The 17,607-nt window shown below is 54.0% G+C and carries 19 protein-coding genes and 1 tRNA gene; 8 read left to right on the forward strand and 12 right to left on the reverse strand.

The features are described 5' to 3' along the window. Positions 1–138: 138 nt before the first annotated feature. From petJ to M0646_RS09710, 4 genes are all read right to left on the reverse strand, one after another. Entirely contained in the window at positions 139–477 is a 339-nt protein-coding gene (gene petJ / locus M0646_RS09695; RefSeq protein ID WP_149820357.1) for a cytochrome c6 PetJ, read from the reverse strand. Positions 478–576: 99 nt separating this feature from the next. Continuing rightward, positions 577–1,104 carry a photosystem II cytochrome PsbV2 gene (gene psbV2, locus M0646_RS09700; protein ID WP_286625525.1) on the reverse strand — a complete coding sequence of 176 codons (528 nt, stop codon included), beginning with the start codon at positions 1,102–1,104 and terminating at the stop codon, positions 577–579. A 29-nt stretch (positions 1,105–1,133) separates the two neighbouring features. Continuing rightward, complete coding sequence (gene psbV, locus M0646_RS09705) at positions 1,134–1,625, reverse strand: photosystem II cytochrome c-550 (RefSeq protein ID WP_149820364.1); 492 nt, start codon at positions 1,623–1,625, stop codon at positions 1,134–1,136. Positions 1,626–1,646: 21 nt separating this feature from the next. Beyond that, entirely contained in the window at positions 1,647–1,853 is a 207-nt protein-coding gene (locus M0646_RS09710) for a translation initiation factor IF-2 (RefSeq protein WP_149820366.1), read from the reverse strand. Positions 1,854–1,996: 143 nt separating this feature from the next. Between M0646_RS09710 and M0646_RS09715 the strand changes: the two genes are divergently transcribed. The 5 genes from M0646_RS09715 (at position 1,997) to M0646_RS09735 (ending at position 6,725) form a co-directional block, all read left to right on the forward strand. Further along, on the forward strand, positions 1,997–3,286 hold the full coding sequence (locus tag M0646_RS09715; protein ID WP_190278059.1) for a glucose-1-phosphate adenylyltransferase: 1,290 nt from the start codon (positions 1,997–1,999) through the stop codon (positions 3,284–3,286). Positions 3,287–3,374: 88 nt separating this feature from the next. Continuing rightward, positions 3,375–4,559: an NAD(P)H-quinone oxidoreductase subunit H gene (locus tag M0646_RS09720; RefSeq protein ID WP_149820368.1), complete on the forward strand. Its 1,185-nt coding sequence runs from the start codon at positions 3,375–3,377 to the stop codon at positions 4,557–4,559. A gap of 29 nt (positions 4,560–4,588) precedes the next feature. Next, positions 4,589–5,173 carry a peroxiredoxin family protein gene (locus M0646_RS09725; protein ID WP_286649590.1) on the forward strand — a complete coding sequence of 195 codons (585 nt, stop codon included), beginning with the start codon at positions 4,589–4,591 and terminating at the stop codon, positions 5,171–5,173. 38 nt (positions 5,174–5,211) lie between these two features. After that, a tRNA-Arg gene (locus M0646_RS09730) sits at positions 5,212–5,285 on the forward strand. 51 nt (positions 5,286–5,336) lie between these two features. Then, positions 5,337–6,725, forward strand: a complete 1,389-nt coding sequence (locus M0646_RS09735) for a GTP-binding protein (protein WP_286649591.1) — start codon at positions 5,337–5,339, stop codon at positions 6,723–6,725. Here the strand turns inward: M0646_RS09735 and M0646_RS09740 are convergent. From M0646_RS09740 to M0646_RS09750, 3 genes are read right to left on the reverse strand one after another with little or no spacing between them, the layout of a single operon-like run. Beyond that, positions 6,718–7,992, reverse strand: coding sequence for an FGGY-family carbohydrate kinase (locus M0646_RS09740; RefSeq protein WP_286625529.1), 1,275 nt, complete (start codon positions 7,990–7,992; stop codon positions 6,718–6,720). The genes M0646_RS09735 and M0646_RS09740 overlap by 8 nt on opposite strands. Positions 7,993–8,007: 15 nt before the next feature. Continuing rightward, on the reverse strand, positions 8,008–8,490 hold the full coding sequence (locus M0646_RS09745; RefSeq protein WP_286625530.1) for a CRR6 family NdhI maturation factor: 483 nt from the start codon (positions 8,488–8,490) through the stop codon (positions 8,008–8,010). A gap of 28 nt (positions 8,491–8,518) precedes the next feature. Continuing rightward, positions 8,519–8,761, reverse strand: coding sequence for a NifU family protein (locus M0646_RS09750; protein ID WP_286649592.1), 243 nt, complete (start codon positions 8,759–8,761; stop codon positions 8,519–8,521). Between the two features lie 183 nt (positions 8,762–8,944). On the opposite strand from M0646_RS09750, the gene efp reads away from it, so the two are divergent. The 3 genes from efp (at position 8,945) to ilvB (ending at position 11,977) form a co-directional block, all read left to right on the forward strand. Beyond that, the gene (gene efp / locus M0646_RS09755) at positions 8,945–9,502 is read left to right on the forward strand and encodes an elongation factor P (RefSeq protein ID WP_149820380.1); all 558 of its coding nucleotides are present in this window, start codon (positions 8,945–8,947) and stop codon (positions 9,500–9,502) included. 11 nt (positions 9,503–9,513) lie between these two features. After that, on the forward strand, positions 9,514–9,993 hold the full coding sequence (accB, locus tag M0646_RS09760; RefSeq protein ID WP_190278340.1) for an acetyl-CoA carboxylase biotin carboxyl carrier protein: 480 nt from the start codon (positions 9,514–9,516) through the stop codon (positions 9,991–9,993). Between the two features lie 175 nt (positions 9,994–10,168). Further along, the gene (gene ilvB, locus M0646_RS09765; protein WP_286649593.1) at positions 10,169–11,977 is read left to right on the forward strand and encodes a biosynthetic-type acetolactate synthase large subunit; all 1,809 of its coding nucleotides are present in this window, start codon (positions 10,169–10,171) and stop codon (positions 11,975–11,977) included. Here the strand turns inward: ilvB and M0646_RS09770 are convergent. The 5 genes from M0646_RS09770 to M0646_RS09790 form a co-directional block, all read right to left on the reverse strand. Further along, positions 11,974–13,143, reverse strand: a complete 1,170-nt coding sequence (locus M0646_RS09770; protein WP_149820386.1) for a glycoside hydrolase family 10 protein — start codon at positions 13,141–13,143, stop codon at positions 11,974–11,976. The genes ilvB and M0646_RS09770 overlap by 4 nt on opposite strands. Positions 13,144–13,146: 3 nt before the next feature. Beyond that, positions 13,147–13,794 (reverse strand): energy-coupling factor ABC transporter ATP-binding protein, encoded by a 648-nt coding sequence (locus M0646_RS09775; RefSeq protein WP_286649594.1) that lies wholly within the window; start codon positions 13,792–13,794, stop codon positions 13,147–13,149. A 13-nt stretch (positions 13,795–13,807) separates the two neighbouring features. Next, on the reverse strand, positions 13,808–15,094 hold the full coding sequence (locus M0646_RS09780; protein WP_286649595.1) for a dihydrolipoamide acetyltransferase family protein: 1,287 nt from the start codon (positions 15,092–15,094) through the stop codon (positions 13,808–13,810). A 65-nt stretch (positions 15,095–15,159) separates the two neighbouring features. Next, the gene (locus M0646_RS09785; protein ID WP_149820392.1) at positions 15,160–15,606 is read right to left on the reverse strand and encodes a YlqD family protein; all 447 of its coding nucleotides are present in this window, start codon (positions 15,604–15,606) and stop codon (positions 15,160–15,162) included. Between the two features lie 5 nt (positions 15,607–15,611). Further along, complete coding sequence (locus tag M0646_RS09790; protein WP_286649596.1) at positions 15,612–17,588, reverse strand: long-chain fatty acid--CoA ligase; 1,977 nt, start codon at positions 17,586–17,588, stop codon at positions 15,612–15,614. Positions 17,589–17,607: the final 19 nt, after the last annotated feature.

A 17,607-nucleotide genomic window follows, 5' to 3' on the forward strand; every position in this document is an offset into this window, starting at 1 on the left:
TCTAGAGAGGATTCCCTAGGGGATGCAGAACACAACATCTATCTTTGCAGGACTTGGAGGGCAGTCACAGAATAAAAAAAGGATGTAGCACCTACGCCTACACCCTTCATCAATCCTTATTTTCAGACGGTGGCAATTTTAGCCTGCCCAACCCTTGGCAGCTTGATCGAGCACGTAGGCGGCTACATCCTGAATTTGTTCATCGGTGAGACGACCAGCAAAAGCGGGCATGGCATTTTTGCCGTGCTGCACTTGGTAGATAATGGCATCCTCGGAGTACATACCAAATTGCTCAAGGGCTTCTTTTTTCAGGGTTTTGTTGGCCATCACCACATTGCCACCCCCCATGTGACAGGCTGCACAGTTGCCGCTAAAGACTTTGGCACCATTGGCTAAATCTGCCGCAAAGGCCGCAGGGGTGAGGTTGACAAACAGCGCGATCGCGATCGCGCAAACACAAATGAATAGCTTTTTCAACGGAGTTCTCCTTTCATGGAATGCGTCAGGGTATGGATAAAGCCCCAAAAATCAAGGGGTGCAAGATTCACCAAAGGTCAGTGTAGCAAAGTTCCCAACCTAGGGGGCACTGTCCGGAAAGCTTTCTACGCCCCAACCGGGGGCCACGGCTGCCGCTCGCAAAATAAAGGCAGCTAAGGTCTCCAGCTGTTCTGTGGTCAACCAGTCCTCACTCACGCGGCGGCAGGAATAACTCTCTTCGCTGCCATCGTAGGACATCGGCGATCGCTGGAAAGCAACGAGGCTGGCGATCGTATCCCGTGGCGGCGTTGCCCCCTTGAGATCCTTCAGAGAGAGGGACACCAAAGGATTGGGTAACGTGCTGCCACCGACATGACAGTTTTTGCAGTTTTCCTCAAAGAGCCGCTTGCCACGGGTCAGATCCGCTGCTGTGAAGGTTTTGGTCTCACCGCGGTCATTGAGGGGCAGTTCCACCGTATCTGTGACCTTCAGGTATTGGATCACATAGTTATCGACCCCAGAGGCCGCCAGCGCCGTTGCCGGGGCGATCGCCCAGCCCAGCAGCAAGAACAGTAGGCCACTGCAGAGCCAGACAACAGGCCGAAGCCGAGAGTGAGGTTGGTGCATGAGTTGGGAAGATCCTTCTTGAGTTGTGACTAGTAGTAAATTTTACCGCCTCCCCATTTATCCCCAAGAATCTTGGGTTCGACGAGGATGTGACCGGCAATCGCCACCAAATCTTTCTCCGTCAGATTGCGCATTTTCGGGAAAATGTCGGCACTGCGCAAACTGGGGTGCACCTCAGCAATTTCCTGCTCGCCATCGTAGGTGGTGGGGTTTTTCATATAGTCCACCAAGCCTTCGATGTTATCCCGTGGCGGTGTGGCCAAAGCCAGGGTTTCAGTGCGCAAATCCAAATTGGGGTTGGTTTTGGTGATCCCCCCCACATGGCAGGAGGCGCAAGCATACTGGAAGAGACGCTTACCCTCAAAGTATTGCTTTTCCGTCAGGGTAATGGTTTTTCCTTCACTGTTGAGGGGAACGGTCAGGACGTCAGGGGTCAGTTCAGCGGCCAGTGCTGTACCTAGGGTCAGTTGCCAGAGGCAGAGGCAAAGGGCGACCGCAAGCCAAATGCATTTTTTTAACATAGTTCTCCCAATAAGCAGGTCTTACGAGTGCGGTGACGTGTCCCGTTGATCGGTCGGTGTAGCAGAGTCCGTCAAAGCCAAAATGATTGCTTTGGCATCTTCAAGGGGCAGGCGCGTTTGCGGACTGGTATAGCGAATACCCAAGCGATCGCACAACCCACAGACGGTTTCGACCGAGACGCCGTAGTCCGCTGCCAAATCAGCGATCGCCATATCCACAAATCCCATGCTGCTACTCTCCGCTTGGGATCAACGACCAAGTATCATTATCATGCCATTGTGCGGCTTCTTTACCAAAAAGCGTCCCCTTCGCAAAGAGAAGTGCCGCCACAGCGTACACTGTTGATGTGGCCGTTCAGATGGAGTTTGCAATGAAACGAGTCTTGGCGATTATCCTTGGGGGCGGTGCCGGCACACGTCTCTATCCCTTGACCAAGCGTCGAGCCAAGCCTGCGGTTCCCCTTGCTGGAAAATATCGCCTCATTGATATTCCTGTGAGCAATTGCATCAACTCCGAAATTAATAACATTTACGTCCTTACCCAATTCAACTCGGCCTCCCTCAACCGTCATATTGCTCGTACCTATACCTTCCCCGGCTTGACGGGCGGCTTTGTCGAAGTCCTAGCAGCCCAACAAACCCCAGAAAATCCCAACTGGTTTCAAGGCACTGCTGATGCGGTGCGTCAATACCTGTGGCTGTTGGCCGATTGGGACGTGGATGAATACCTGATTCTTTCAGGAGATCACCTCTACCGCATGGACTATCGCCTGTTTGTGCAGCGCCATCGCGAAACGGGCGCCGATATTACCCTCTCCGTCTTGCCCGTCGATGAAAAAGCCGCCTCTGGCTTTGGCTTGATTAAGGTAGATGGCACAGGGCGAGTCATTGAATTCCGCGAAAAACCCAGCGGTGATGCCCTACGGGATATGCGCGTGGACACAACCCGCTATGGCCTTAGTGCCGAGGAAGCCCATCGCAAACCCTACATTGCCTCAATGGGGATTTATGTCTTTAAGCGGCAAGTGCTGATTGATCTGCTGCAACAGATGGCCGATGCCACGGACTTTGGCAAGGAAATCATTCCCGCCGCGGCCCGTTCTCATCTTGTCCAAACCTACGTCTTTAATGGCTACTGGGAAGATATTGGCACAATCGGCTCCTTCTACGAAGCCAACCTTGCGCTTACCCAACAACCCCAACCGCCCTTTAGCTTCTACGACGAAAACGCCCCTATCTACACCCGTCCCCGCTACTTGCCCCCCAGCAAGATTCTCAGTTGCACCATCACCGAGTCCATTATTAGTGAGGGCTGTATCCTCAAGGAATGTCAAGTCCACCATTCCGTCTTGGGGGTGCGATCGCGCGTAGAATCCGGTTGTGTCATTGATCATTCCCTGCTGATGGGCGCCGACTACTACCAAGACTCGGCGCAGCGCAGCCAGCTCCTGTTGCAACATAAAATTCCCATCGGCATTGGTGCCAACAGTGTCATTCGCGGGGCAATTGTCGATAAAAATGCCTGCATTGGCCGCGATGTCAAAATCATCAACAAAGACCATGTTGAAGAATCCAACCGTGAGGATCAAGGATTTTATATCCGCAGCGGGGTGGTGGTGATTATCAAAAATGCCGCGATTCCCGATGGTATGGTTATCTAAGCCATAAGCAAATTTGAATTGGCAAGCGCGGAAAACCTGTGTAGCATATCAACAGTAAGCGTCCAACCCTCTAGCGGAACTGCCATCTATGCCCACGATAGAGACTCGCACAGAACCCATGGTCATCAACATGGGGCCGCACCATCCCTCAATGCACGGGGTTTTGCGGTTAATGGTGACCCTTGATGGCGAAGATGTCATTGACTGCGAGCCGGTGATTGGCTACCTCCATCGCGGCATGGAGAAAATTGCTGAAAACCGCACCAACATTATGTTCATCCCCTACGTGAGTCGTTGGGACTACGCCGCCGGGATGTTTAACGAAGCGGTCACCGTCAACGCTCCCGAAAAGTTGGCTGGTATTCCTGTGCCCAAACGCGCCAGCTATATCCGCGTGATCATGTTGGAGTTGAACCGCATTGCCAATCACCTGCTGTGGTTAGGCCCCTTCTTGGCGGATGTCGGTGCCCAGACGCCCTTTTTCTACATCTTCCGTGAGCGGGAATACATCTACGATCTCTTTGAAGCCGCCACAGGCATGCGCTTCATCAACAACAACTACTTCCGCATGGGGGGAGTGGCCGCCGACCTCACCTATGGCTGGGTAACCAAGTGCCGCGACTTTTGCGATTACTTCCTGCCCAAAGTGGATGAGTACGAGCGCCTGATCACCAACAACCCCATCTTTGTGCGCCGCTTACAGGGGGTGGGCAAAATTAGCCGTGAGGATGCCATCAACTGGGGGCTATCGGGGCCGATGCTCCGTGCCTCTGGGGTGAAGTGGGATCTGCGCAAGGTGGATCACTACGAGTGCTATGACGACTTTGACTGGGATGTACCCGTGGCCACCGAAGGTGATTGCCTTGCCCGCTACATTGTCCGTATTCAAGAAATGCGCGAGTCGGTGAAGATCATTCGCCAAGCCTTGGATGGTTTGCCCGGTGGTCCTTATGAAAACCTCGAAGCCAAGCGGATGTTGGAGGGTGCCAAGTCGGAATGGAATGGCTTTGACTATCAGTACATTGGCAAGAAGCTGGCTCCCACCTTCAAAATTCCCAAAGGCGAACACTATGTGCGGGTTGAATCGGGGAAAGGGGAGCTAGGGATTTACCTGATTGGGGATGATAATGTCTTCCCTTGGCGCTGGAAGATTCGGCCACCGGATTTCAATAATCTGCAAGTGCTGCCCCAGTTGCTGAAGGGGATGAAAGTGGCGGATATTGTTGCTATCCTTGGCAGTATCGATGTGATTATGGGGTCCGTCGATCGCTAGGAAAGTGTTGAGCCACCAGCGAGGGAGCCATGGCTGTTCAATTACCGTTTTTTACCTCCACCAACTTCAGTGGCCTCTTTAATGAGCGGTTTTGGCAGAATGCGTGGCCACTGCCACCCCAAAATCAACTACAGCGGGGTGCACTAGTGCCTGATGGGGAGCTACCCGGCGTAGGGTTGAATACGCCCGTACGCCTTTCAACGGTGTGGCAAGAGCAGCCGCTCCTACTGGTGTTTACCCGTATCTTTACGGAGCATCAGTACTGTCCGCTGTGCTACCCCTATCTCAAGGCCTTGAATGCAAACTATGAAGCATTTCAAGGCAAGGGAGTGGCCGTTCTTGTGGTCACTAGTACCGATGCCCAGCAAAGTGAAAAGGTCAAGGCGGATATGGCTCTAAAGATGCCCCTGCTCTATGACCCCAGTTGCCAAGTCTTTCGCAAATACCGCACGGGTCAAGCCTTGGGGGCACCGCTACCGGCGCAGTTTCTCATTGATCAGGAAGGCAAGCTGCGCTACAAGCATCTCTTCTCGTTTTTAGAACCCAATGCTCCCCTAGAGCGCTTGTTTCAGGAAATTGACGCCCTGAGGGCAACAGTGGCAACAGCAGCTTAGGGGCGATCAAAACTCGCTAGGATAGAAGGTATCTCTTTGGGGCTGTAGCTCAGTCGGATAGAGCGAGCGCCTCCTAAGCGCTAGGCCGTGCGTTCAAATCGCACCAGTCCCGTTCTTGCCCTTAGAATAAAAAGCAAATCTTTGTAACGTCAGTGTTGCATCTGTGATAGAGCGATCGCCAGCGAATTCCCTCCTAAAGGAACTTCAAGGCACGATTGATGACCTTGAGGACTACCAAAGCGCCCGTAGCTACGAAGCGGCCAAGAGTGCCCTTGAAAAATTACTGTTCGAGTGCAAAGCCACTGGCAGCGAAAAAGCCTCCCTCGCCCGCGCGATCGCTGACCTCGAAGCAATGCTCGACAAGCTCCACTATGGTGTCGTGCAAATTGCCGTCTTTGGTATGGTGGGGCGGGGAAAGTCCTCTCTACTAAATGCGCTGCTAGGGGAACCCTACTTTGCGACTGGGCCGATTCATGGCGTCACTCAAGAAGAAGCCAGTGCCCTGTGGCAAATTTCGGAAGCCCAGCGGGGTAATCCCATCCGCCTCATTGATACACCGGGGTTAGACGAAGTCAATGGCGCCGCACGGGAGCAACTAGCACGAGAGGTAGCGGCTCAAGCGGATTTGATTCTCTTTGTCATTGCTGGCGACTTGACCCGTCTGGAATACCAAGTCCTCAGTGAGTTGCGGCAGGCGGGCAAGCCAATGATTCTGGTCTTTAACAAAGTGGATCAGTATCCAGAGGCGGATCGCGAGGCCATCTATAACAAAATCCGCGATGAGCGCGTCAAAGAACTCCTCTCCCCCGAAGAGATTGTCATGGTAGCAGCAGCGCCCCTTGTCCCCCAAGTGAATCGCGATCGCCAAGGCCGAGTACAGGTGAAAATGACCGTCGGTGCCCCCCAAGTGGAACCCCTGAAGCAAAAGATCTTGGAGGTGCTCAATCGCGAAGGGAAGGCCCTGATTGCCCTGAACTCAATGCTTTTTGCCAATAAAGTCAGTGAAGAATTAGCCCGCTATAAGCTGGAACTGCGGGATCAGGAGGCCAACCAACTGATTTGGAAAGGAGCTGTCGCCAAGGCGCTGGCGATCGCCCTCAACCCCGTCACCGTGCTCGATATGGTCAGCAGTGCCGTCATTGACTTGACCACAATTCAACTGCTCTCGCGCCTCTACAGCATTGAACTCACAGAAGCAGGCGCCAAGGAACTGCTGCAAACCATTGCCCTTGCCATGGGCAGCATTAGCTTAGGGGAATTTGCCGTCAATTTGGGACTCAGTTCCCTCAAGGGACTGTTGGGATTAGCTACGCCCATGAGTGGCGGCATTGCCCTTGGCCCTTACCTCTCAGTCGCCATGACCCAAGCGGGGATTGCTGGCTTTGCCTCCTATACGATGGGACAAGTAGCCAAAACCTACTTTGCCAACGGCGCAGGCTGGGGAACTGCTGGGCCGAAAACCGTAGTGCAACAAATCCTCAGTCAACTGGATCAGCGCCATATTCTCAATCGGCTGAAGTCAGAAATTCAAGCCCAACTCTACCCTAGTTAAAATTCAGGCCTGCTTGAGCCAGACGGGCGGCGCCATAGGCGGCCTCTGTTTGAGGTGAAACGGTCACGGGAACCCCTAGGTATTGCTGGCGGAGGGCTAACCATGCGGGATTACGGGCACCGCCCCCCGCCGTCCAGACCCGTTTCAAGGGCGAGGCACCCAGACGTTGTAATTGTTGATAGCCTTGGGCTTCAATGCGGCTGAGACTTTCGAGAAGTCCCTGCAAAAAGAGGCGAGGGTCGTCGGGTCGGGGTTCTAGGCGCGGTTCAAGATGCGGATCGTTGATGGGAAAGCGCTCACCCCGCTTGAGCAGAGGATAGTAGTCCAACCCCGTGGGTTGATTGACATCGATTTGGGCGCTGAGGCGCTCTAGTTCCTCTGGGGTAAAAAACTGGGCTAAAATTGCGGCGCCACAGTTGGAGGCACCCCCCACCAGCCAGCGATCGCCTACGGCGCGCGAGCTGCGATCGCCCAAGCGATGACTATAGATGCCTGCTGTCACATCCTCTACCCTAGAGGTACTCAAAAGCTTCAGTACAAGAGTTGACCCCAAGGATGTTACCGCTTCACCCACCTCCGAGGCACCACTAGCCAAGAAGGCGGCAATGCTATCGGTGGTACCGGCACACACCTCACACTTTGGAGACAAGCCTAAATCGGTGGCTGTGACCTTTCCCAGAACTGTACCGGGGGGAATGACCTTAGGGAGCAGGGGCTGCAAGGACGCAAGCGTGGGGTGGCTGAACCAGTCGGGGTAAGCTTCCTGTGCCGGGTCATAGCCCAACTTCAGGGCATTGTGCCAGTCGGAAATGCCCAGTTGACCATGGAGCAAAAAGGCCAGCCAATCCGCTTGGTGTACCAAAACAGCGTTGACCGTGGGGTAGTGGGTCTGGAGCCACAACAGCTTAACGAGACTACTGGTGGCACTCAGGACAAGGTGATCCGTGGTTAAAATCTGCCGCAGGGTTTGAACGTGATTCTGGGCGCGATCGTCGTTGTAGAGGAGAACGGGTGAGCAGGGCTGCCCCTGAGCATCACAGAGGAAAACGGTGCTAGAGGTGGCATCAATGGCAATCCGCTGAATTTGCTGACGGATAGCGCTTGGAATATCTAAAATCAACGCCCGCAGGGTTGCCGCCCATTCTTGGGGGCGATCGGGCTGGTGCAACGGACGACGGGCAGTGGCGAGAATCTTGCCTTCAGGATCGATGGCGATCGCCCGCGCCCCCGAGGTACCAAAATCAATCCCCAGTGCGATGACCGCCATAGCGCTAGGGAGCCTTCAAAACTCAAGGAGGTCAAAAAGAGCCGTATCTAGCTCATAGCCAAACATCGCTGCCATGCCTTTAATTTTTTCAGCAGCAGGATAGCCCTGTCCCTGAAGCCATTGCCAAAGGGTAAAGACCTTGGCCATCACAAAAATATCAAGGGCTTGGGGGTTGAAGATAATACCCTGCTGCGGATGAAATTCGTGGGGCACCAGCATTGCCCCATACCGCACCAGTTCACCCGCTGACCAATCCAGTAAATAGGGCAACCATGGGTAGCAGACATCAGCACGAATGAACCAAAGGCGCACAGCTGGCAATTCCGAAAGCTCTAGATCAGGCTCATCAGCTGGCCGCGGGTAGTCAATGACAAAACGCAGTGCTTGGTGATGATCCAAAAGTCGCTGCTCTGCAATCAGGGGAGCAAGGACTTGTTGCAGGGGAGATACATCAAGACGATCAATTTGATCTGGCGTTAACTGGATCGCGATCGCCACGCTCTATCTCTCCCTAGCAGCCAGCAACCTAGGGAACCTGCTGGACTTCAGCAATCTCTGGAATGGCTTCCTTCAACTTGCGCTCAATCCCCATGCGTAGCGTCATCGTCGAACTAGGACAAGCACCACAGGCACCCTGTAAGCGCAGCCGTACCACCGGCCCTTCGATTTCCACCAATTCCACATTACCGCCATCGGCCATCAGGTAGGGACGGAGCTCATCAAGGACTTTTTCGACATTTTCTTGACTGAGTTCAAGGGTTGCAGCCATTGTTAGTGTCCTTGGATCATGAATGAGATTAACAGTTTCAGTTTATCATCCCCATGGGCGATCGCCCTTTGGGAATTGCAAGGGATCGCAATGGATCTGGCTCTAGGGAAATCTGCTGAACAATGTTTAGGAAGGGCAACGCTCAAGGATACAATAATAGCTTGGTGAACTGCACGGTAGGACATGATTTCCAGTAATGATTTTCGCCCCGGTGTAAGTATTGAGCTGGATGGTGCCGTCTGGCGAGTCGTCGAATTTTTGCACGTCAAACCCGGTAAAGGCTCAGCCTTTGTGCGAACAAAGCTAAAGAATGTACAAACGGGCAACGTGATTGAGCGCACCTTCCGCGCCGGCGAGACCGTTCCCCAAGCCACCCTTGAAAAACGCACCATGCAGCATACCTACAAAGATGGCGAAGACTATGTCTTTATGGACATGGAAAGCTATGAGGAGGCTCGCCTCACGCCCGCACAAATGGGCGATCGCGCCAAGTATCTCAAAGAAGGAATGGAAGTCAATATTGTCAAATGGGGTGAGCAAGTCCTTGAGGTGGAGCTACCCAACTCCGTTGTTTTAGAAGTGGTGCAAACCGATCCGGGGGTTAAAGGGGATACCGCCACCGGTGGCTCGAAACCCGCCATTGTCGAAACCGGTGCCCAAGTCATGGTACCGTTATTTATCTCTGTCGGCGAGCGGATTCGCATTGATACTCGCTCAGATACATATCTTGGCCGCGAATAGGAGTAATGGGTGTGGAGCTTGACCTCAACCAAGTACGCGAACTGCTACTAATGTTCGACCAAACCAGCGTCACCGAACTCAACCTTAAGAGTGGCGAACTGGAACTTCAACTCCGCAAGCGTGAGCAGCTCAGTGGCAGCGCCCCTGTGGTTGTGGCTCCAGCTCCTGCATCAACCGTCACGCCCACCCCTGTGCCCCCGCCAGCCGTCACTGCCGATCCGGAACCGACGCCACCCGCCGCCAACCGTAAAACCGTGGATATTGTGGCGCCAATGGTAGGAACCTTTTATCGTGCCCCCGCTCCCGATGAACCCCCCTTTGTCGAAGTGGGGGACACAGTGAAAAAAGGCCAAGTGGTTTGCATCATTGAAGCCATGAAGCTGATGAATGAAATTGAAGCCGAAGTCAATGGCCAAGTGGTCGAAATTCTGGTGCAAAATGCTGAACCAATTGAGTATGGTCAAACCTTAATGCGCATTTTGCCTAACTAAATATCGTTTTTTGTTTTTTCAGCAAAGGCAGGCACTAATTGCAAAGATATGTTAAGCATTGAGGAGTTTAAGGCCAACAATTCAATGCTTTCAAGCCTTTGTGCTCTTGCCGAGACCCTAATTGAAAAATTAGAATTTAGAAACATCTACCACCACTGCCTGACGAGGTTGGCCTGTGCAAGCAACTGGAGCATACATTCTTATTGATACTCTATGCCGTCACGGCGTTAAGCATATTTTTGGCTATCCCGGGGGCGCAATTTTACCAATTTATGATGAGCTTTACCGTGCTGAGTCGCAGGGAAAGATTCAGCATATTCTAGTACGCCACGAACAGGGGGCAGCCCATGCCGCTGACGGCTACGCTCGTGCTACAGGTCAAGTGGGCGTCTGTTTTGCCACTTCAGGGCCAGGAGCAACCAACTTAGTGACAGGCATTGCCACAGCCCACATGGATTCCATTCCCCTGCTGGTGATCACCGGTCAGGTGTCTCGCTCCGCCATTGGCACCGATGCCTTTCAGGAAACGGATATCTTTGGCATTACGCTGCCCATTGTCAAGCACTCCTACGTCGTGCGGGCAGCCAAGGACATGGCACGGATTGTTGCTGAGGCAATCTACATTGCCACCACCGGTCGGCCAGGGCCGGTGCTCGTGGATATTCCCAAGGATGTGGGGCTAGAGGTCTGTGAGTATGAACCGATCGAGCCGGGGCAAGTCAAGCTAAGGGGCTATCGTCCCACGATTCGCGGCAATGTGCGCCAAATTGCCCAAGCGGTTCAACTGATTCGCGAGGCCAAGCGACCCTTGCTCTATGTGGGGGGCGGCGCAATTACAGCGAGTGCTCACGAGGAGGTGCTCAGGTTAGCCGAGCTATTCCAGATTCCGGTGACAACAACGCTCATGGGTAAGGGGGCGTTTCCTGAGTCCCATCCCCTCTCCGTGGGTATGTTGGGGATGCATGGCACTGCCTATGCCAACTTTGCCGTCAGTGAGTGTGATCTATTGATTGCCGTGGGGGCGCGGTTTGACGATCGCGTGACCGGTAAGCTGGATGAATTTGCCTCCCGCGCTAAGGTGATTCACATTGACATTGATCCTGCTGAGGTGGGCAAAAACCGCGTGCCTGATGTGCCGATTGTTGGCAGCGTTAAACCCGTGCTCCAGCAACTTCTCAAGCACATTGAAGACAGTGGTGAAGCCGTTGAACCCGCCACCCAGGCGTGGCTCGAGCGCATCAAGGTCTGGAAAGAGGACTATCCCCTTGTCGTGCCGCAACCCAGTGGTGAACTCTCGCCCCAAGAGGTGATTGTTGCCTTTGGCCGCCATGCGCCTGATGCCTACTACACGACTGATGTGGGTCAGCACCAGATGTGGGCAGCGCAATTCCTGAAAAATGGCCCGCGGCGTTGGATCTCCAGTGCTGGCTTGGGCACGATGGGCTTTGGCATGCCCGCAGCAATGGGGGTGAAGGTGGCACTACCCGATCAACAGGTGATCTGTATTAGTGGCGATGCCAGTTTTCAAATGAATTCCCAAGAGTTGGCCACATTGGCGCAGTACGGTATTGCTGTCAAGACGGTGATTATTAACAATTTTTGGCAGGGAATGGTGCGCCAGTGGCAACAGGCCTTTTACGAGGAGCGTTATTCCCATTCCAATATGGCCAAGGGGATGCCCGATTTTGTGAAATTGGCGGAGGCCTACGGGGTTAAGGGGTTGCGGGTGAGCGATCGCCACGATTTGGATGCCATTGTCCAAGAGGTCTTAGCTTACGATGGCCCCGTGCTCCTAGATGCCCATGTCACTCGTGAGGAAAATTGCTATCCGATGGTGGCTCCCGGCAAAGCCAACTCCCAAATGCTAGGGCTGCCGGAACGCAAGGTGCTGGAAAAGGCTGCCGAATTAATCTACTGCGCCAACTGTGGGGCAAAGACAATTTCGACCCATCGCTTTTGTCCAGAGTGCGGCAGTAAGCTCTAGGGAGTTGGACAGGCTTGAGCAAACAACCGCCTTGGCAGGGGCTGGCGAAAATGAAAGAGGATCGTATTTTGGCGGCGATCGCGCGGTTCGGGACCACGCCCCCATAACGTTTCAAAGGAGAAAAAGGACACCCCTAACCCTGATCGCAGCGCGGCTTCTACCTTGGCATCCACCAGTTCAATGGGCACAGGGTTGGTGCGTAGCCCCGTGAGGACACCAACGGCAGTGGGAATTTTCGCTTGGGCGTGGAGCATCTCTGGCTGAGTTAACTGCTGCACAAAGCTGGGGAGATTGTAGCGATAGACTTGCACAATCACTTCATCGAGGAGGCCGAGGGCGACCCACTGCGGCCAATCTTGGAGAAATGTCTGGTAGGCGGTGGGCAATGTGGTCGGTGAGACGGAAAAAATGGCATTGGGAAATTCTTGCTTGACCCGCTGCCGCAACGTTTGCACAAAGGCGGTGAGTTTGTCGGCACGCCAGCGCATCCAGTCTGGATCACGGGGATTGTCGGGAACGGGCTTTTGGGTTTCCTGCTGATAGAGGGCACGGGTGTAGTCATCGTAGCCAAACTCCACGGGCAGGCTGAGGTGGTCATCAAACTGCACCCCATCCACGGGATACTGCCGCAGCACCTCTAGGACAATGTTGGTCAAGAAAGCCTGCACCTCAGGATGAAAGGGATTCATCCAAGCTACTTCACCAGCCGCCGTTAAGCGAGTGGTTTGACCATTGACCCCTTGGGTGAGCCAGTCTGGATGGGCAAGGGCGAGTTCTGAGGTTTCTGGCACCATGAAGCCAAATTCAAACCAAGGAATGATCAACAGATTACGGCAGTGCGCCTGCTGGGTGAGTTCCCAAAGAAGGTCGTAGTCCTGAATCCCTCGCAGCACAAAGGGCTGGATGCCCAGATTCCTAGCCGTAGCACTGGGGAAACTGACATACCCAGAGTTCCAGACAACGGGATAGAGAGTGTTGAAGTTCAACCGCTGTAAATCATTGAGGGTTGCCTCCAACCGAGGGCGATCGCGCAGGATCGGTAAATCATTGGTTGTCAGCCAGACGCCGCGAATCAGCGTTGAGTTTTGTGCCTGTACTGGCCAAATCGTCCAACACAAACTCCAACAGAAGAGCACGAACAACAGCCAAACGCGACGATGCAGCATAGGTTACAACGCCAGTGGACGGAGATGTCCTGACTCTAGGAGAAAAATCTGAGTACAGACTCTGCGTAAAAATGCAGGGTCATGACTGACGATGAGACCGGGGGTGGTATCCGCCTGCAAAAACTCGATCAACGTGCCACAACTTCGCTGATCCAAAAAGGCCGTGGGTTCATCATAGAGAATCAACTGGGGCTGCATGGCTAAAATGCCCGCGATCGCCACCATGCGTTGTTCGCCTCCCGACAGTTGATGGGGCATGCGATCGGCCAAGTGACTGGTTCCTGTCTTGGCCAAGGCTTGGTGAACTCGCTGCTGAACCTCTGGAGGGGAACAGCCCAAGTTTTCTGGGCCAAAGGCGACATCCTCGGCCACGGTAGCCCCGATTAACTGATCCGCTGGATGTTGCAGCACGACCCCCACCGCCGGTTGAAACTGTCCAGCCACCACCGACTGTCCCAAGCAGGTGATCGTTCCCCGCTGTGGCGCAAGAACAGCCGCACAGAGCAGCAGAAGTGTGGTTTTGCCAGAACCATTGTCCCCCATGATGCCTAGGCGATCGCTCCCCTGCACCGTGAGATCAATCCCTTGGAGTAGTGAGGGGGTTGCTCCATAGCCAAAATGGAGATCCCTGATTTCCAGCAGGGCAGTCACAGTTTAGAGCGTCTTAGAGCGTCAAGGCTTGGGGATTGGTTTCAATCAGTTTCGCCAAATCCTGAAGGAAAGCGGCAGCATCGGCACCATAGATCACACGGTGATCACAGGTGATATTCACCTTCATCTGCCGTTTCACCCCCAGCAGGCCATCCTCGGTGGCAACCACCGTCGGACGCGACGCCCCCACCGCCATAATGGCTCCTTGACCGGGGGTGAGAATGGCGTCGAAGAAGTCAACCCCGAACATTCCTAAATTGGAGAGACTAAAGGTACCCGTGCTGTACTCCTCAGGTTGCAGTTGCTTGGCGCGCGCCCGCTCCACTAATTCTTTCCAAGTGCGCGAGAGGCTGTAGATGTCAACTTGGTCGGCGTTCTTCAGCACCGGTGTAATCAGGCCACCCCCCGGCATCGCTACAGCCACAGCAATGTTAATGTCGCGACGGTATTGAATCCCTTGGTCCGTGTAATAGGCATTCATGATCGGGTGTTTTTGCAGCGTCAGGGCGATCGCCTTGGCAAGGAGCGCCGTCATTGTCACCCCTTTTGACTTGATTTGCTGGTACAGCCGATCCAACGCATCCGTTGTAATCGTGTAGGCCACGTGGAAATCGGGAATGCCAAGGCTGGCCACCATATTCCGCACCACGGCATTTTGTAGCGTTGTCAGGGGCACCAGATCCTCTTTGGCGACGACCGGGGCAGTCGCAGGGGGGGCTGTGGGGACAGGGGGTGTCGCTACTGGTGTAACGGGAGTTGCAGGCGCACCAATCAAGGCTTCCACATCAGCGGCGGTAATCCGACCATTGGGACCCGTTCCCTTGAGCGTCTGCAAATCAATTTTGTGTTCCTTGGCCAATTTGCGGGCACGGGGGGAAGCAACCACTCGCCCAGTAGTTGCAGCAACAGCACTGGTGGGAGAAGCCACTGCCACAGGAGCCGTTGCGGAGCCATTACTTGTGGCCGCAGCGGGAGTCGAGGCCGTTGCTGCAGAACTCGTCGTAGAACTGGTCGCCGCCCCAAGGGACTTGGCCTTTGCCTCTGCTTCCGCAATTTCTGCTTCTGTTTCTGCCACGAGGCCAATGGTGGAACCGACGGGTGCCACTTCGCCAGCAGGCACGGTAATCACCGCCAAATAGCCGTCGTAGAAGGACTCCACATCCATATCGGCCTTGTCGGATTCCACAATCAGCACGGTTTCCCCCTTGGCCACCTTATCGCCGGGAGATTTCACCCAAGAGACAATTTTCCCTTCGGTCATGGTGGAGCTGAGGGCGGGCATGAACAGTTCACGAATCATAGAGGCTGCTATCCTTGGTTGGCAATCGAGAGGGAGTCAAATTCACTAAAGATGAAAGGTAAAAGTTAGAGCGTGCCGCGAATTTCTTCGATGACGCCATTGCGCAGGAGAATCTCCACCTGCATTTTTTGGATCAAGTTGTCTCCTTTAGTGACATAGAAGAAATTATCCACTTGACCTTGATCCACTTCCTGCCCCATTTCTAGGCGTTGCACCTGATCCAATTGTTGAAGAATCAGATTTTTTTGCTGCAACAGTTGCGCCTTTTGGTTGTTGGCTTGTCCTTGAACCTCTTGAATACGGGCATTGACCACATCCGCTGCTTCATTACTTTTGCGCAGTTCGTCAATCACTTGCTGCAATTGAAAATCCAACTGCTGAATTTGGCCATCCACTTGATTTAGTTGTGCCTGAAGCTGCCTTTGGGCATCGTCTTTCCACTCGGGAGTGACGATTGCTTTCACCATAATCTGGCGCCGCAGGAGCAGTTTAGTATCCATAGGGTCTGTCATGGAGATTACTCAAACATGGCGTTAATCATATCGCGGTAGCGATCGCTCACGACATGACGACGAATTTTTAGGGTTTGGGTCAAAAGACCATTCTCTATCGTAAAGGGTTCGAGGACAAAGCGAAATGTGGCAATGCGATCATCTGGGCGATAGCCGGGGCGATTTTGCACTTCCCGCAGCAGTTCTTGGCGGTAGAGATCAATAATCACTTTGCTCTCCAGCGTCACCAGTTCACCCGTGCCCGCTGGTGCCGGTCGGTTCGGCAACTCTAGCCGGTACCCCTTGGCAGCCACCCACTGCTCCAGCGCTTCCAAATTAGGCACAATCAAGGCACCCAAGGCTTTTTGATCTTGACCCACCAGCATAATCTGGTCAATGTAGGCGCTGCGGATACAGGCATCCTCAATGGGCTGCGGTTCAATATTTTCGCCGTTGCTGAGAACAATCGTGTCCTTCTGCCGCCCCGTCAGCACCAAATCGCCATTGGGGGTGAGGTAGCCCAAGTCGCCCGTGTCAAACCAGCCCTCAGCATCCAGCACCTTGGCAGTGGCCTCCGGTTTGTTGTAGTAGCCGCGCATCACTTGTGGCCCTTTGGCCATCACCAGTCCTTTTTGGCCAAACTCGACGGGGGCTTTAGTTTCGGGATCCACAATCTTAATGGCGGTATCGGGAATGGGACGGCCGGTGGAGCCGCGTAGATTTGCCCAAGAGCGGCGAGCGGTCAGTACCACAGCCGTTTCTGTGAGGCCATAGCCCACTAGCACTTCTAGGTTGATGACTTCATAGAATGTGTCCAAATGGGGGGCAAGGGCACCGCCACCACTAATCACCTGTTTAATTTCACCGCCTGTGGCTTCACGAATTTTGCTATAGACACGCTTCTCCCCCAGTTCGTAGAGAGGCTTGAGGAAAAAGGTTTGCAGACGGGCAACCAATTTTTGCCAACCGCTGGGATGGGGGTTGGTCAGGCTGAGGCCGGTGAGCAGTCGCCGTTGCAGGACATATTGCTGGCCCACACTGAGGAAAAACTGGGCAAGACGCCGCTTTGTGGCCGGGGCATCGCGCAGTTGCTTTTGCACCCCTTCATAAAAGCCTTCCCAGATACGAGGTACGGCAATCATGTAGTGGGGCTTACACCGTTTTAAGTCATTCTTGAAGTGACGGAGGTTAGTATAGGTTTGGCTACAGCCACAGGCAAAGAGAAAGTACTCGGCCACCCGTTCGTAGGCATGCCAAATGGGCAAGATACTGAGAATGCGATCGCCCACCTGCGGTTGCACAATTGCCCAGAGATTGACAATTTGACTCAGTAGCCCCCCATGGGTGACCATCACGCCCTTGGGTTGACCTGTGGTACCGGAGGTGTACATCAGCGTTGCCAAGTCATCGGGGGTAATGGCGACTGCCCGCACTGTGCCATATTGTCCTTCCGTAAAGACTTGACCAAAATTCAAGAGCCGCAGGGGAAAATGCTCAAGTTCTGGGGATTCTGCACTTAAGAGCACAACAGTTTCCACCCCTGTCTCTGCTAAACCCTCTTGAAGTTTGCGCAAGGTGGCCAAGTTTTCAATCAGCAGCAGGGTTGCCCCACTATCGCGCAGAATGTAGAGCAGTTCTTGGGCCTCTGCGGTACCACTGCGCACCACATTAATGGCACCGGCCATCATACTGCCTTGATCGGCAATCAGCCAGCGGGGACTATTGTCAGCAAATAAGGCCACGCGATCGCCGGCAGCGACACCCAGCGCTTGTAGGCCAGCAGCAAAGCGTTGAATGCGTTGATAGAGTTCACTGTAGGTAATGCGCGTCGGAGGGTCTTCGTAGGGCGCATCAACAGCCACCACCTCCCCATGGCGTTGCGCTAGTAGAGGCCAAATTTCCGGCAGCGACTGGAGGGTTTTGTAGGCCAAAAAGTGATCGGGTAACGACGCATCTTGGGGTAGGCCGCCGGGGGGAGTGTAGGTGTAGGCCGCACTGGTCATTGGTTTGGCTCCAGACGCA

This window comes from Thermosynechococcus sp. B3 (assembly GCF_030323045.1).
Taxonomy (GTDB): Bacteria; Cyanobacteriota; Cyanobacteriia; order Thermosynechococcales; family Thermosynechococcaceae; genus Thermosynechococcus.